The 13,970-nt window shown below is 66.0% G+C and carries 16 protein-coding genes, 1 other RNA gene and 1 riboswitch; of the genes, 6 read left to right on the top strand and 11 right to left on the bottom strand.

All coding sequences use genetic code 11. The features are described 5' to 3' along the window. The first annotated feature begins 14 nt into the window (after positions 1–14). The 4 genes from ABIB45_RS00760 (at position 15) to ABIB45_RS00775 (ending at position 3,712) form a co-directional block, all read left to right on the top strand. Positions 15–1,457 (top strand): peptidoglycan DD-metalloendopeptidase family protein, encoded by a 1,443-nt coding sequence (locus ABIB45_RS00760; RefSeq protein WP_354213977.1) that lies wholly within the window; start codon positions 15–17, stop codon positions 1,455–1,457. Between the two features lie 87 nt (positions 1,458–1,544). After that, positions 1,545–2,018, top strand: coding sequence for an SsrA-binding protein SmpB (gene smpB, locus ABIB45_RS00765; protein WP_354213978.1), 474 nt, complete (start codon positions 1,545–1,547; stop codon positions 2,016–2,018). A gap of 97 nt (positions 2,019–2,115) precedes the next feature. Continuing rightward, positions 2,116–2,484, top strand: a transfer-messenger RNA (tmRNA) gene (ssrA, locus tag ABIB45_RS00770). Positions 2,485–2,731: 247 nt separating this feature from the next. Next, positions 2,732–3,712, top strand: coding sequence for a S1C family serine protease (locus tag ABIB45_RS00775; protein WP_354213979.1), 981 nt, complete (start codon positions 2,732–2,734; stop codon positions 3,710–3,712). Between the two features lie 3 nt (positions 3,713–3,715). Here the strand turns inward: ABIB45_RS00775 and ABIB45_RS00780 are convergent, their stop codons facing one another. The 11 genes from ABIB45_RS00780 to ABIB45_RS00830 form a co-directional block, all read right to left on the bottom strand. Next, positions 3,716–3,853, bottom strand: a complete 138-nt coding sequence (locus ABIB45_RS00780; protein WP_354213980.1) for a hypothetical protein — start codon at positions 3,851–3,853, stop codon at positions 3,716–3,718. 81 nt (positions 3,854–3,934) lie between these two features. Further along, positions 3,935–4,303 (bottom strand): hypothetical protein, encoded by a 369-nt coding sequence (locus ABIB45_RS00785; RefSeq protein ID WP_354213981.1) that lies wholly within the window; start codon positions 4,301–4,303, stop codon positions 3,935–3,937. 70 nt (positions 4,304–4,373) lie between these two features. Continuing rightward, the gene (locus tag ABIB45_RS00790; RefSeq protein ID WP_354213982.1) at positions 4,374–4,802 is read right to left on the bottom strand and encodes a fluoride efflux transporter FluC; all 429 of its coding nucleotides are present in this window, start codon (positions 4,800–4,802) and stop codon (positions 4,374–4,376) included. Positions 4,803–4,819: 17 nt separating this feature from the next. After that, positions 4,820–5,218, bottom strand: coding sequence for a fluoride efflux transporter FluC (locus ABIB45_RS00795; RefSeq protein WP_354213983.1), 399 nt, complete (start codon positions 5,216–5,218; stop codon positions 4,820–4,822). A gap of 32 nt (positions 5,219–5,250) precedes the next feature. Next, positions 5,251–5,964 (bottom strand): metal-dependent transcriptional regulator, encoded by a 714-nt coding sequence (locus ABIB45_RS00800; protein WP_354213984.1) that lies wholly within the window; start codon positions 5,962–5,964, stop codon positions 5,251–5,253. A 31-nt stretch (positions 5,965–5,995) separates the two neighbouring features. Next, complete coding sequence (locus ABIB45_RS00805; RefSeq protein WP_354213985.1) at positions 5,996–6,754, bottom strand: class I SAM-dependent methyltransferase; 759 nt, start codon at positions 6,752–6,754, stop codon at positions 5,996–5,998. Between the two features lie 102 nt (positions 6,755–6,856). Then, on the bottom strand, positions 6,857–8,278 hold the full coding sequence (locus ABIB45_RS00810) for an aminotransferase class V-fold PLP-dependent enzyme (protein WP_502909080.1): 1,422 nt from the start codon (positions 8,276–8,278) through the stop codon (positions 6,857–6,859). A gap of 35 nt (positions 8,279–8,313) precedes the next feature. Then, positions 8,314–8,427, bottom strand: a riboswitch (SAM riboswitch). Between the two features lie 159 nt (positions 8,428–8,586). Further along, complete coding sequence (hisN, locus tag ABIB45_RS00815) at positions 8,587–9,399, bottom strand: histidinol-phosphatase (RefSeq protein ID WP_354213986.1); 813 nt, start codon at positions 9,397–9,399, stop codon at positions 8,587–8,589. Positions 9,400–9,454: 55 nt separating this feature from the next. Then, on the bottom strand, positions 9,455–10,570 hold the full coding sequence (gene rsgA / locus ABIB45_RS00820; protein WP_354213987.1) for a ribosome small subunit-dependent GTPase A: 1,116 nt from the start codon (positions 10,568–10,570) through the stop codon (positions 9,455–9,457). Further along, a complete protein-coding gene (gene aroA / locus ABIB45_RS00825) occupies positions 10,554–11,945 on the bottom strand; it encodes a 3-phosphoshikimate 1-carboxyvinyltransferase (RefSeq protein WP_354213989.1) in 1,392 nt (463 codons plus the stop codon). Before aroA ends, rsgA begins: the two co-directional genes overlap by 17 nt. 6 nt (positions 11,946–11,951) lie before the next feature. Continuing rightward, entirely contained in the window at positions 11,952–12,488 is a 537-nt protein-coding gene (locus ABIB45_RS00830; protein ID WP_354213990.1) for a DoxX family protein, read from the bottom strand. Positions 12,489–12,731: 243 nt separating this feature from the next. Here ABIB45_RS00830 and ABIB45_RS00835 point away from each other — a divergent pair, with 243 nt between their 5' ends. Both ABIB45_RS00835 and rsrA read left to right on the top strand, forming a co-directional pair. Continuing rightward, positions 12,732–13,607 carry a sigma-70 family RNA polymerase sigma factor gene (locus tag ABIB45_RS00835; protein WP_354214406.1) on the top strand — a complete coding sequence of 292 codons (876 nt, stop codon included), beginning with the start codon at positions 12,732–12,734 and terminating at the stop codon, positions 13,605–13,607. After that, positions 13,604–13,864, top strand: a complete 261-nt coding sequence (gene rsrA / locus ABIB45_RS00840; RefSeq protein WP_354213991.1) for a mycothiol system anti-sigma-R factor — start codon at positions 13,604–13,606, stop codon at positions 13,862–13,864. Before ABIB45_RS00835 ends, rsrA begins: the two co-directional genes overlap by 4 nt. Positions 13,865–13,970 lie beyond the last annotated feature (106 nt).

Here is a 13,970-nt window from a genome sequence, read left to right on the forward strand (position 1 = left end):
ACCAAGGAATCCTCATGAACGTATTGCACCGAACTGCGCCCCGCCACCGGGCCGAACGCCCGGCAAACACAGGCCTGTCACCGGCACGCCGCCGCAACGGCCTGATCAGCGGCGTCATGGTCCTTATCCTCGCTGCGAGCCTGGGCGCGTCAGCCCCGGCGGCTTACGCCGACGAGCTGGATGACAAGCATGCCGCCCTCGAAGCCGAGGCCGCACGTGTGCAGCAGTCGCTGGAGTTCGTGGATTCCCGCATCGCGAAGGCAGCCGGTGACCTGGTGATCTACCAGGGGCGGTTGCCCGGAGCCCAGCAGGCGCTCTTGGAGGCCCAGGGGCGCGTGGCCGGTGCCGTCAAGGAAGTCGAGGCCCTGACTGCACGGGTTGACCTTGCGCAGCAGAATAAAGCCAAAATCACCCAGCAGCTTGCGGCCGATAAGCAGAAGATCTCCGACACTAAGAAGCTGATCGGCCAGATCGCCACCCAGGCGTACAAGTCCGGCGGCGTACCCTCGAACCTGACGCTGTTCTTCGGCGCAAACAATGGCGGCAGCCTCACCCAGACCATGGACCTCGCTGATCAGGCCATGCGCAGCCAGAACGCCGCCATGGACAAGCTGTCCCAGCAGAGCGCCACCAACGTGAACTCCCAGGCCCGGCTTGAAGCCGTCGAAGCGGAGATCAAGGACCTCAAGGCCAAGGCCGACGCCGCCTTGGAAAAGGAGAAGGCCGCCCGCGACGAGGCTGCTGCGAAGAAGTCACAGGTTGACCAGCTGATCGCCGACACCACCCGCCTCGACGCCGAACTGCAGGCAGCCAAACCCGGTATTCAGAGCCAAATGGCTGCGGTAGAGGCCAGCCAGAGTGCCGTGGCCAACGAGATCGCCGAACGCGACCGCCGGCTCCGGGAAGCCTGGGAAGCCGAACAACGCCGCATCGCCGCTGCTGCCGCTGCCGCTGCCGCCGCCCGGGCCGCCGCGCAGGGCCAGGCTCCGCCGCCGCAGGCACCCTACGCACCGGTGACCGGATCGCCGTCGGCCTTTGGCCTGCGGCACCCGTTCTCGGGTGACGTGCCCATCACGTCCGGCTTCGGCTGGCGCTCAACCCCGCCCGGCACCATCGATTTCTATGGGCAGGGCGGCTACGTCCACACCGGCATCGACTTCGGCGCAGCCTGCGGCACTCCCGTTTATGCGGCGGCGGCCGGCGAGGTTTTCGCCTCAGGCTGGAGTTCCGCGGACGGCGGCGGCTGGCGGGTGAAACTATCCCATGGCGTGGTCCAGGGCAACTCCCTGACCACGATCGTCTATCACAACAGCAGCGTGGTGGTCTCCAACGGCCAGCAGGTGTCGCAGGGCCAGCTCATTGCGTACTCGGGCAACACCGGCAACTCAACGGGCTGCCACGCACACTTTGAAACCTGGCTCAACGGCGTTGCCGTTGACCCGATGCGGCTGCTGTAACGCGCGTCCGCTCCTGCCGTACACTGGTATGACTCCGCGCCGGACCGGCCGGAGCCAACCAAGATCCAAGAACTGAGGAGTTCCCCCGTGCCCAAAGAAAGTGGCCGTAAAGTGGTGGCCACCAACCGCAAGGCCCGGCATGACTACCTCGTGCTGGACACCTACGAGGCCGGCATTGCGCTGATGGGCACCGAGGTGAAGTCCCTGCGTGAGGGGCACGCGTCCATGGTGGACGGGTTCTGCACGTTCTACAACGACGAGTTGTGGATGGAGGGCATTCACATCCCGGAGTACAACCAGGGCAGCTGGACCAACCACGCCGCCCGGCGCCGGCGCAAGTTGCTGCTGCACCGGGAGGAGCTCACCAAGATCTCCCACAAGATCAGGGAATCGGGTTTCACCATCGTTCCACTGCAGCTGTACTTCGTGGACGGCCGCGCCAAAGTGGAGATCGGCGTGGCCCGCGGTAAGCGTGAATACGATAAGCGCCAGACCCTGCGTGAGCAGCAGGACACCCGCGAAGCGCAGCGCGTGATGCGGGAACGTAACCGCCGACGCTAGAGCCCCGGGAGGAATGATTTTCGCCGGGCATGCGTTATGATAAGTAGTCCGGCGGGGTTAGCGCTTGCAACGCTCAGCCGGTTTGATAACAAAATACGGGGATGATCGGTTTCGACGATGTTAGTCGCGACAGGTGAAGCGGGCCGAGGATGCAGAATTATCTCGTAAACGCTGTCTGCAAAAAAATAATCGCCAATTCAAAACGCGATGACTTTGCTCTTGCTGCCTAAGCAGTAAGACAGTCCGTCAGCCCGAGGTTGCTATTGCCCCGGAACCTGACGTCATTTAGATAGCCACTGCTGCTTACCCCCGTCATCGGGGTGAGCGGGACTCTTAGATGACTGGGCCCGGATCGGCCAGCTGTTTGCAGCATGGCCGGGGCCGAGAAAATCCGACGCAAACTGCGCCCGGAGAAGCCCTGACAAAACGACATCGGACGGGGGTTCAATTCCCCCCATCTCCACATTTTGAATGTCGCAAGACATTGCCAAAAGACCCGGACCTTGTGTCCGGGTCTTTTGGCGTTAACAGCCCCCGCGACATGCGCCCCAAGCGTCGGCGCCCCACCCGGCCCGCCGCCGTCGTGCGGTGCTGTTCACCGACGGCGTAGCCTGCGCGGGACTACCTTCCGCTACGCCGTGGTTATCGCCAATAGGACCCGGCGGTACCGAAATCTCCTGCCGGAGTCAACTAAGGCAGCCAGGAGGTGCGCCATGGACCCGGCCCGCGAGCCCCGTGCACAAGAGTACGACGACGGTGCGCTGGATTCGTATTCAAAGACAGTGATGCGGGTGGCTGAGACAGTCACCCCGCACGTTGCGGCCATCGAAATGACCGGGAACCGGCGGAACGGCCGGTTCCGGGTGGGCGCCGGCTCTGCGGTGCTTTTCACCGAAGACGGTTATCTGCTCACAAATTCCCACGTGGTGGCAGGCACACACCAAGGACATGCAGCCTTTGCCGACGGCAGCCGGACTGATCTTGAGTTGGTGGGCGTGGACCCGTTGTCCGATCTCGCGGTGATCCGCGGACGGGCACCAAAGGTGGCCCCAGCACAGTTCGGCGACGCTGAAACGCTGCGTGTGGGCCAACTGGTCATCGCTGTCGGGAACCCCCTGGGACTGGCGGGCTCAGTCACCGCAGGCGTGGTCAGCGGCTTGGGCCGGGCCATTCCCGTGTGGTCGGGCGGTAACCGGCGGGTGATCGAGGACGTTATCCAGACCGATGCGGCGCTCAACGCCGGCAGTTCAGGCGGCGCTCTGGCCGATTCGCACAGCCGGATTGTGGGGATTAACACCGCAGTGGCCGGCGCCGGGCTGGGCCTGGCGGTCCCTATCAATGCCACCACGCGGCGCATCATCTCGGCACTGCTCAAGGACGGCCGCGTCAGGCGGGCCTACCTCGGCGTTGTCAGCACACCGATCAGGCTCGGCGCCGGCGTGGTGATCAGGACGGGACAGCGGGACGGACTGAGGGTAGTGGAAGTGCTGGCCGCCTCGCCGGCGGACCGCGCGGGCCTGCAGGCGGGTGACCTCATCCTGACAGCCGGAAGCCGCCCCGTCAGCAACGCCGAAAGCCTGCAGAAGCTGCTCTTCGCTGACGCGATCGGGCAGCCGCTGGACATCAGGGTGCTGAGGGACGGCAAGGAACTGGAACTTGTGGCCGTACCGGAAGAGATGGCAGGGAACGGGTAACCGCTACCGGCGCTTCTTCAGATGCGCCACCGGATCCGGTGCGCCTTCCAGGGGGCTCTTGGCCTTCTTTTCCGCGCGTTTTTCCTTGATGGTTTTAACTGGCTTCTTGTTCAGCTGCTGGTGCGGTGATTTATCCGGCATGGCGTGCTCCTTACGACGGGGGACGGACTACGTCCCTCTTCGTAAAGTACCCCTGATTTGCGCCGAATGATATGCCCGGAATCAGGCAGGTGCGGGGACGTCCGCGATGCCCACAAAGCGGGTCCCGACGCCGTCGAACTCGCTCCTGATGAACCCCGCCTGAGTGCGCGGCACCTCATCGGGGGCGTGATGCTCGCAGACGACGTAGGTGAAGTCCGGCCACCATTTCTTGGGCCGGGCCGCTTCCTCATAACCGCAGACGGCGCATTCGAGGTGGACCCACACCGGGCGCTTGCCTGTGCGGTTGGCCCGCGACTGGACCAGCCAGGCCGGCGGGTTGTCAAGAATCTCGCCCAGTTCCGCCTCGCTCAGGCGCTTGGGGATGCCATGGCGCTGGGCCATTTCCATCGGTACATCAAGGGCAATTGCCGCGTCACGTCTGCTAATCATCAGAGTCAACGATACGGGACGGCACCAAACCCGGCCGGGCCGGACCTTACGCTCCGTGCGGGTGGCAGGCTCAGGATGCCAGGGCGATGCCCACCGCCGCACCGGCGAAACCTGCAATCAGGTTGGCGCCGACATTAAGGGCTGCAGCGCCGAGCCGCGACTCGCTCAGGAGCCGGACCGTGGCAGTAGTCCAGGAACTGAAGGTGGTCAGCCCGCCGGCAAGGCCAGTTGCGACGGCGGTCTGCCACTCAGGCGTCAAACCGAGTTTTCCGGTGATCCCGATGGACAGCCCGATGATCAGGCAACCCGCGACGTTGACCACCAGCGTGGCCCACGGCCAGTGCCGCGGCGTACTGGCGCGGCCGCCGCTGCCGGTACCGCTGGTGCCACCGACAGCGCTCGGTCCTGGCTGCCCCGTACGGTGCGCAAACCAGCTGTCGACGGCGAACCGCAACAGGGCGCCCCCCATACCGAAGACGCCCACCAGGACTGCACCCATCACAGGACCAAACCCCCTCACGAAGCCACCAGGTCGGCCACGAGCCGCCCCGTCCGCCACCCACCGGCCGCAGCGCCCAGCCCGAGCAGCAGGGACAGCCCCAGATAGCCAAGCCACAGGGGATGCTCACCGGCCCGCGCCAGTTGGTCCATCGAGAAAACCACGGCCGAGAAGGTGGTGAAAGAACCCAACAGCCCCGGTCCAAGCCCTGCCCGGAGCCAGAAGGCGGTATGCGGGCGCGCGATCCACACTGTTGTGAGGGCCGCCAGGACGAAGCTCCCGGCCACGTTGATGCCCAGCGTGGTCCAGGGGATTGCGCCGGCATGTTCCGGAAAGGCGAGCCCCAGGCCATAACGAAGTTCCGTTCCGGCGAGCCCGCCAGCCGCTACGGCCAGCCAGGCGCGCCAGTCAGGCATGCCGTACCTGGTCATTCGGCAGCGTGCTTCATTCAGCGGTCACCGAGCGTGCAGCCGGCGTGGGGGCGGTCGGTGTGGACCCACAGCGCAGCCGTGACTGCGTCGGCCAGGTCGAACTCCCGCGTCGTGCCGGCATTGCTGATCCGCACCACCAGAGCCCCGCCGAAGGGCTTGCGGCCCATGACCTCCACATTGGCGTCGAGGTCGATTTCCTCTGCCGAAAGGTATCGGAGCAGGTCCGGGTTCTCGTCGCTGATCCGGGTGATCCGGCCCGTGTGGCCGGGGTCGAGTTGGCCAAGCAGGTGCGCCTCCGGCATCAGGACTTCCCCATCCGCCGTCGGGATTGGATCCCCGTGGGGGTCGCGTTCGGGGTTGCCCAGTTTTGCTGCCATACGCTCGATAAACGTGTCCGACACCGCATGCTCAAGAAGCTCGGCTTCGTCGTGGACTTCATCCCAGCTGTAGCCGAGTTCCTGGACGAGGTAGGTCTCGATGAGGCGGTGGCGGCGGACCATGGACAGCGCCAGCCGGATACCTGCCGCGGTGAGGGTGATGGCGCTGTACGGTTTGTGGTCCACCAGGCCCTGGTCCTTGAGCTTGCGGACCATCTCCGAGACCGAGGAGTTGGCCACGCCCAGGCGCTGGGCCAGTTGCGAGGAGGTGATGGGCTTGTCCTGCCACTCCGTGAAGCCGTAGATGACCTTGACGTAGTCCTCGATGGAGGAAGAGGGGGCGCTGGACTTCACGGGTCCAAGCCTACCCGGTGGTCCGTGGCCGTCACGCCTTGACGGCCCGCCACGTCAGGGTCAGGTACGGCAGGGCGATGTCGTCGTCGGCGTTGTGCCCCAAATGTTCGTGCAGGTACCAGTCGAGGTTCGCCAGGACCTTGCTCCGGGTGGCTTCGTTGGCACGCAGGTAGTAGCTGCGCGACTTCGTCAGCTCCATAATGTCCGCCGTGCTGAGGCTGTCATCCCAGCGGGTCACGTGGCTCTCGAGGCCCTCGAACTCCGGCCCAACCGCCGGCCGGAAGCCAGGTTTGTAGACGTCTCCGGCGTGCATAATGCGAGACAACCTGTGCACCCAGGGAAGTGACGTGTCCAGCTGGTTCCAAATCAGTCCCAGCGTTCCGCCGGGCCGGAGGATCCGCGCCAGTTCGGTGCTGGCCGGCACCGGATCGCACCAGTGCCACGCCTGGGCAACGCTGACGACGTCGAACGTAGAGTCAGGCAGGCCGGTGGCCTCGGCGGTCCCCTGGGTTGCCGCTACCGCCGGATAGTGGGCCCGCAGCTGTTCCAGCATGTCTGCGGACGGGTCCACGGCGGTGACAGCCAGGCCCCGCTCCAACAGGAGCGCGGCAAATTTGCCGGTACCGGCGCCCACATCGACAGCCTCACGGGCGCCGGCCGGGACCAGCCAGTCGGCGGAATCATCAGGGTAGCCGGGGCGCACCTTTTGATAGTGTTCGCCGCCGTCCTGGAAGCTCTGCCCGAGCTCCAGACGGCGTCCGTGCTCGAGCTTGGGGCCACCCCGTGCCACGTGCGGCCTCCTTCAACTGTGCCCATGCGTATCCTTCGAATTTACCGCATGGCCGCGCATCGTCAGTCAGCCGGTCAGTCCCGGCCTTAGTCGTCAGCGCCCTCAGTCATCGAGGCAGGGAGCGGCTCCGGCCGTGCCGGGGGTGTTCGGTGCCCAGTGCGGGTACGTGCGCGTGTCGTTGGCCGGAACCCAGCGGCCGGAATCCACCACATAGTCCCAGCCCAGGCCCGTGCTGCGGAGCTGTTCGAGGCCGGCCAGGAGCCGCTGGGCGTCCTCCAACCGGGAGCCGACGCCGAAGCTGGCCCGCAGGGATCCCGACGGGAGGCCGAGGCGCTTCAGCAGCGGGTGCGCGCAGAAGCGGCCGTCCCGCAGGCCAACGCCGTGCTCGGCCGAGAGATACGCGGCCACCAATCCGGCGTCGTAACCGGCCACTGAGAAATTCACGACGCCGATGGTGCCGGTGCCAGGGTCTGTGTCCGAGAAGATCTGGTGGACGGTGACGCCGTCGATCTTCCCGAGCCCGTCCACCAGGAATGACCGGATGGCTGCCTCATGGGCGTGCCAGCGGTCCTGGTCCAGCGACGCGATGACCTGCGTGGCGCGGGCCAGCGTGGCGGCCCCCAACACGTTGGGGGAGCCGCCCTCGTGGCGGGCGGGTCCGGTAGCCCAGCTGACGCCGTCGAGCTTTGCCTCCCGGACGGCGCCGCCGCCTGCCAGATGCGGCGTACCGGAGTCGAGCCAGTCGGTGCGTCCCACCAGGACCCCGGCACCAAACGGGGCGTAGAGCTTGTGGCCGGAGAAGGCGAGGTAGTCGACGTCGTCCGCGCTGATGTTGATGCGACGGTGCGGCGCCAGCTGCGCGGCGTCCACCACGATCCGCGCCCCGTATTCGTGGGCGAGGGCGGCCAGTGCCCTAATCGGGAGGATCTCGCCGGTGACGTTGGAGGCGCCGGTGACCGCGAGCAGGCTGACGTTGCCCTGCTCAAGTTCGGCACGGAGGACCTCGATGGTCCCGGCAACCGTGTCGGCGGCGACCACACTGCGGTGCGGGACGCCCTGCCACGGAAGCAGGTTGGCGTGGTGCTCGATGTCCAGGTAGAGAACGTCACCGGTGGGCCGCCCGTCCGTTTGCGGGAGGCAACCCGCGAGGAGGTTCAGCGAGTCAGTGGTGTTCCGCGTGAAGACGACGGAGTCGTCGTGGCGGCCGCCTACGAAGTCCCGGACGATGTTCCGGGCGTTCTCGTAAACGGACGTGCTGATCTGCGACGCATAGCCGGCACCGCGGTGGACGCTGGCATAGAACGGCAGGATCTCGTTGAGGTAGGCGGACACAATGGAGAGTGCGGGGGCGGACGCGCCGTAGTCCAGGTTTGCGTACCTGACGTGACCGCCCTGGATCAGCGGAGCCTGGATTTCCGCACCGGTGACGGCGGACAGCGGGCGTCCCGCAAGGGCGCCTGGTTCGCTGGAAAGACCGGTGGCGACGGTGTTCTGGATGGCGGGGGAGACGGTGGCAGTAGTCACGGGGACCTCACTCAAAAAGGATTCCCGGTCCCGGGAATCCGCGCTTGCCGGGTCCGTTCCGGACCGGCCTGGTCGTCACCCGGGGCACCCCACCGCGAATGGAGGGTTGCCGGCCAGCAAACCGGGGTTTAGCGCTGGCACTCGTGACCTGTTAAGGAGCCTATTTCATCGCTGCGGCCGGAGAAAAGCCCGGCTGAATGTTAAGTCGTTTATTACGTTCATTTACCCAGAAGGCGATTCTTGCGAACATAAGGCGGCGGACGCCCCCTTCAGGAGGCGCCCGCCGTCGATAATTCGGTAAAGTGCGCCTACAGCAGATCGTCCAGGCCGGGATTGAGGCGTTTGAGGACCTCGGAGTGCAGGATCGAGTTGGTGGCCAGCGCATTGCCGCCGAATGGCCCGTCCTGGCCCTCCAATGAGGTGAACCGGCCGCCGGCCTCCACCACGATGGGGACCAGGGCCGCCATGTCGTACAGGTTCAGCTCCGGCTCGCAGGCGATGTCAACGGAGCCTTCGGCCACCATGCAGTAGGACCAGAAATCGCCGTACGCGCGCGTCCGCCAGACGTCCTCGGTCAAGCCCAGGAAGTCATCCAGGTTGCCGCGTTCCTTCCAGCCGCCCAGGCTTGAATAAGACAGCGAGGCATCCGCGAGGTTGGACACATTCGAGACACGGAGCCGGGTTGCTGCGGCAAGGGACCTGCCCATGTAAGCGCCGGCGCCCTTTGCTGCCCACCAGCGTTTGCCCAGCGCGGGTGCGCTGACCACGCCCACCACAGGTTCGCCCTCGTCCACGAGCGCGATTAGCGTGGCCCAGACGGGGACGCCGCGGACAAAATTCTTGGTGCCGTCGATCGGATCAATGATCCAGCGGCGGGAGCCGTGGCCGGAGCTGCCGAATTCCTCACCGAGTACGGCGTCCCGGGGGCGCGAGCGGGACAGCTGGCCGCGGATGGCCTCTTCAGCCGACTTGTCCGCATCAGTGACCGGCGTCAGGTCAGGCTTGGTCTCGATGTGCAGGTCCAGCGCCTTGAAGCGGCTCATGGTCTGGTCATCCACGGAATCTGCCAGCACGTGGGCCAGGCGCAGGTCATCGTTGTAGCTCGAAGCGGGTTGGATCATGGTTCCAAACTACCGTCTAACGGGCTCAGGGTCGGGGACGTCGGGCGCCGGTCCTCTAGCCCACGCTGCCCAGTTCCTTGGATTCCTGGCCTTCCAGCCGCGGGTCGCTGCCCAGCAGGCGCCGCAGCGAAGCAAGCCGGGCCGGGCCGGTGGGACCGGCCTGCCCTTCGGCCACCCACGAGTCCAGCCCGCACTTGACCGCGGCCGCGTTGTGTTTGCAGCCACGCTCGCACGCATCCGTGCCAGGCTCCAGGTCCGGGAACGACCGCAGGATCCGGTCCGGGTCCACGTGCGCCAGGCCGAACGAGCGGATGCCGGGGGTGTCGATGATCCAGCTGCCGGCCGGGGCGCCTGCCAGCTTCAAGGCAAGGGCCGACGACGACGTGTGGCGGCCGCGGCCCGTCACCGCGTTCACGCCGCCCGTGGCCCGTTCGGCGCCGGTGAGAGCGTTCACCATAGTGGACTTGCCCACGCCCGAATGGCCCAGCATCACGGTGACTTTGCCGTCGAGGTAGGCACGTAGCATTGAAACGGCGTCGCCGTCCAGGCGGGCCGAGAGGCCGTCATCGGAACGCGCGTCGATGCCGGAGGCGGCGGAGTCGGCCGTCCGGCTGATGATCACCGGAAAGTCCAGGTGCTCATAGTTGGACAGCAGTTCTGCGGGATCCTTGACATCCGCCTTGGTGACGAGCAGCAGCGGCTCAATGCCGGCGTCGTATGCGGCCACCAGAGCGCGGTCGATGAAGCCGGTGCGCGGCTCCGGGTTCGCGGCGGCCACCACCACCACCAGCTGGTCGGCGTTGGCCACCACGGCACGCTCGATCGGATCCGTGTCATCGGCGCTGCGGCGCAACAAAGTGCGTCGGTCCTGGATCCGGACCAGGCGGGCCAGGGTGTCGGGCTCGCCGGAAACGTCCCCCACCAGCGAGACGAAGTCACCGGCCACCACAGGGGAGCGGCGCAGTTCACGGGCCCGTGCGGCGATGATGATCCGCTCGTCGCCCGAGTCCTCACCCACGACGGCGGTGTACCGGCCGCGGTCCACGGTGATGATGCGGCCCGTGACGGCGTCGTCGTGGCTGGGGCGGTCCTTGGTGCGCGGCCGTGAGCCTTTTTTGCTGGGGCGGATCCGGACGTCGGACTCGTCCCAGGAGTCAGTGCTGCGGGCCACCGCTGGAACCTTCCGTGCCGTCGCCGGCTGCTGTGCCCTGCGCGAGCATGTCCGCCCACATCTGTGGGAACTCCGGCATGGTCTTGGCGGTGGTGGCGATGTCCTGCACCTCGATTCCCGGCACGGCCAGGCCGAGGATTGCCCCGGCCGTGGCCATTCGGTGGTCCGCGTAGGTGTGGACGACGCCGGCGTGCAGCTTGGCCGGGCGGATCACCAGCCCATCGCTGGTTTCCTCGGCATCGCCGCCAAGCAGGTTGATTTCGGTGACCAGCGCTGCCAGCCTGTCCGTCTCGTGGCCGCGAAGGTGGGCGATGCCGGTCAGCTGCGACGGACCGCTGGCCAGGGCACACAGAGCCGCCAGTGTGGGGGCGAGCTCGCTGGTTTCGTCAAACACGGCTCCCTTGATCTCCGGGCCGCCCGTGACGGTCAGGACGCCATCAGCCAGGCTGACCTTCGCGCCCATATCCACCAGGATGGTCCGCCAGAGATCGCCCACCTGGGTGGTTCCGGCCGGCCAGTTCGGGATCCTCACCGTTCCGGCGGAGGCCAGGGCCGCAGCCAGGAAGGGGCCGGCGTTGGAGAGGTCCTGTTCGATGCGCTGGTCAAACGCGCGGATAGGGCCTGGTGCCACCACCCAGTTGTTGGGCACGGAATCGTCCACCGACACCCCGACGCCGCGGAGTACCGCCACCGTCATGTTGATGTGGTCAAGGCTGGGCACCGGTCCGCCCGCGTGCTCCAGATGGAGGCCGTCCGTGAACCGCGCGCCCACCAGCAGGAGGGCCGAAACAAACTGTGACGACGCGCTGGCGTCGATCACCAGGTGGCCGCCGCGGACTTCCCCGGTTCCTTCAACGGTGAACGGCAGCGCGGAGGGGGCCGCGCCGTCGTCCGCTGTCAGGGCCACGCCGAGCGCCTGCAGCGCCTCGATGATGGTGCCCATGGGGCGCTTCCGGGCGTGGGGGTCGCCGTCGAAAACACTGGCGCCCGTCCGCAGGGCCGCAAGCGGCGGGACAAACCGCATCACCGTTCCGGCCAGGCCGCAATCAATGTGCGTCCGTGACGACGGCGCCTCCTGGCTCAGGGGCGTGACCTCCAGGTCCGGTCCAAACGCGCCGTCGCCGGGCACCTCTGTAATGGTGGCGCCCAACTGGCGGAGGGCGTCAATCATGAGGGCGGAGTCGCGGGAATGCAGGGGGGCCCGCAGCCGCGATGGTCCGTCAGCCAGTGCGGCCAGGACAAGGAACCTGTTGGTCAGGGACTTTGAACCCGGCACGGTGACGGTGGCGTTGATCGGCCGGCTCGCAAACGGCGCGGGCCAGTACGGGACGGTATCGGCGGAACCGGGATAATCAGTCGGGGTGGAACCGGTCATCCGTCCTTACGCCCCCGTTGCGTGTTCCACGGCGCGGCGTACGGCCTTGTCCGCCTTGTGGAACTGCTTTCCGGTGGTCTTCCGGGCACCCGCAGCAGACTTCCGGGCGTCGGCAGCGATGTGCTCGGCACGCCAGGCGAGGCCGGGCTTGCCGGCCGTGTCCATCGATGCCAGCAGGGCGCCGCCGCTCAGGGAGACGTTCTTGAGGAGCTGGTTGCGGCGCGCCTCGCGGCCAGCCTTGGTGCTTATATCCGCGCTGCGCCACTCCACAAACGTGTTCAGAAGCGAAATGGCGGTGAGCAGTGTTGCCGCGAGGCGGCTGAACTTACCCAGGCCGAACAGGACGCCTGCACCCACCTGCGTTCCGCCGATCACCCGAGCCAGCATTTTCTCGTCAGCCTGGAACGGCAGGGACGCCGCGGCCTTCCGCAGGAGGGGAGAGAGCTGTTGCGCGGTGTCATCGGCGTTCTTCAGCTTGTCCAGTCCGGCGATAACGAAACTGGATGCCAGCATGGGCCGGGCGAGAGTACGGACAAAGGACATGGATTTCCTCCTGGCTGGACGAACCGCACCGAATGCGGCGGAGTCCGTTCTAGTCTTGCACTTTTGCGGAATATTTGCCCGCCGCCAGCGGTTATGGATTGCGGGTCCGACGAACACCTGTCGGCTCTAATCATGGCCGGACCACTGGTTGCCGGGACAGCGCTGGCCTGCCTCGTGTCAGCTTGAGAGAGAGTGGAGTTGCCCTTGAGGTTTCTGAAGGACGGCCCGGAGACTTCCGGCCCCGTGGCACTGCAGGCCCTGGAATCCGATCCCCCAGAGTACGGAACGCCGCGTGCCAAAGCCGTCACAGTAGACTTGAGCGCAATGAGTACCGTGGATCCGGCCGTTGCGGCCATGTATGAAGCCTCGCGACCTAACGACAATTCCGCTGGCGACGCCAAGCCTGATGCGGCTTCGACTGTGCCTGAAACGCCGGCACCCGAAACAACGGCGCTTGAAGCCGTTGGACCTGGTTCGTCGGAGCAGCCCGTGGACATCGCCACAGAGTCAGCCGAAGAACGGCGCATCCGCTTCGAGCGCGACGCCATGCAGTACGTGGACCAGCTGTACTCGGCTGCCATGCGTATGGCCAGGAATCCCGCCGACGCAGAGGACCTGGTGCAGGAGGCCTACACCAAGGCGTTTTCCGCGTTCCACCAGTACAAACCCGGCACCAACCTCAAGGCCTGGCTGTACCGGATCCTGACCAACACTTACATAAATCTTTACCGCAAGCGGCAGCGCGAGCCGCTGCAGTCTAACTCGGACACTATCGAGGACTGGCAGCTGGCCCGGGCGGAATCGCACACCTCCCGCGGCCTGCGGTCCGCCGAAGCGGAGGCACTGGACCACCTGCCTGACTCTGACGTCAAGCGCGCTCTTCAGTCCATTCCGGAGGAGTTCCGGCTGGCGGTCTATTTTGCCGACGTCGAGGGCTACGCGTACAAGGAAATTTCCGACATCATGAACACGCCCATCGGTACCGTGATGTCCCGGCTTCACCGCGGCCGGAAAATGTTGCGGGACCTGCTGGCGGACTATGCCGCCGAACGAGGATTCAAAGGCGCCGTCGAATCACAGGACACGGCCGCAAGCACAAAACAGGAGAACAGGAAATGAGCGACTGCCAAGGATTGGGCGACTGCGATGACGCCCGGATGCAACGCATCTACGAGTATCTCGACGGAGCATTGACCCGCGAGGACATCACGGAAATCAAGCGACACCTTGACGACTGTCCTGAATGCACCGAGCAATACGACCTGGAGTGCGTGATCCGCAACATGGTCAAGCGCTCCTGCACCGAGGCCGCGCCGGACAACCTGAAGAACGCGATCCTCGACCGGATCCACTCGATCCGGCCCGTGGACGCCTGAACTGGTTGGACGCCCGCACATGGTGGCTGCCTGATACAGAATTGCAGGCATAGACGAAGGACCCCGGAAACCAGGTGGCTTCCGGGGTCCTTCGCCTAAACCGTTA

The organism is Arthrobacter sp. UYCo732 (assembly GCF_040547265.1).
In the GTDB taxonomy this organism is placed as follows: domain Bacteria; phylum Actinomycetota; class Actinomycetes; order Actinomycetales; family Micrococcaceae; genus Arthrobacter.